General features: G+C 36.1%; 1 pseudogene. It reads left to right on the top strand.

Features of this window, described 5'->3' with window-relative positions:
* Positions 1-806: pseudogene (locus tag OTG27_RS26430) on the top strand (IS3 family transposase); the annotation flags it as partial.

The raw sequence follows: 806 nt of genomic DNA on the forward strand, positions 1-806 counted from the left end.
TTATTCTACGGAGTTTAAAATGGATGTACTTAATTATATGAATGAAACGGGTATATCTTCTTACGACGCAGCCGCAAGGTTTAATATTTCATCTCCAGCGCTAATTCGGACGTGGAGAATAAATGTTAATGCCTATGGATTAGATGCCCTAATTTCTAAGAAAAAGGGGAGACCATCCATGAAAAAAGATATCAATCCATCCAAACAAATTGAAGGTTCGGTTAAAGAGCTTGAAGAACGAATTAAACAACTAGAAATGGAGAATGCGTATTTAAAAAAGTTAAATACTTTAGTTCAAATGCAGGAAAAATTACAACCCAAATCAAAGCGCAAGTAATTTATGAACTAAAGTCCATTTATGAGGTTGTGGCCTTAATTAAAGTCGCTGATATTCCACGTAGCACGTACTATTATTGGGAAAAACGCTTGAATCGAGAAGATAAGTATTCGAAGGTAAAAGCCACTATTCAGTCTATCTATCATGAACATAAAGGACGTTACGGTTATCGTCGTATCACAAAAGAGTTAAAAAAATATGGGTTTTCTCACAATCCAAAGACCATCAACCGCCTCATGAATGAAATGGGCGTAAAATGTTTAGTCCGTATGAAAAAGTATCGTTCGTATAAGGGGCGTGTTGGTCGAATTGCCCCCCATATTTTACAACGTGATTTTCAAGCCGAGAAAATGAATCAAAAATGGGTAACAGACGTAACGGAATTTCATTTATTTGGGGAGAAACGTTACCTATCCCCTATCCTTGATTTATGTAATGGGGAAATTATTGCCTACAAAGTGATGAAACG

Source organism: Peribacillus sp. AS_2 (genome assembly GCF_026891895.1).
Lineage (GTDB): Bacteria > Bacillota > Bacilli > Bacillales > DSM-1321 > Peribacillus > Peribacillus frigoritolerans.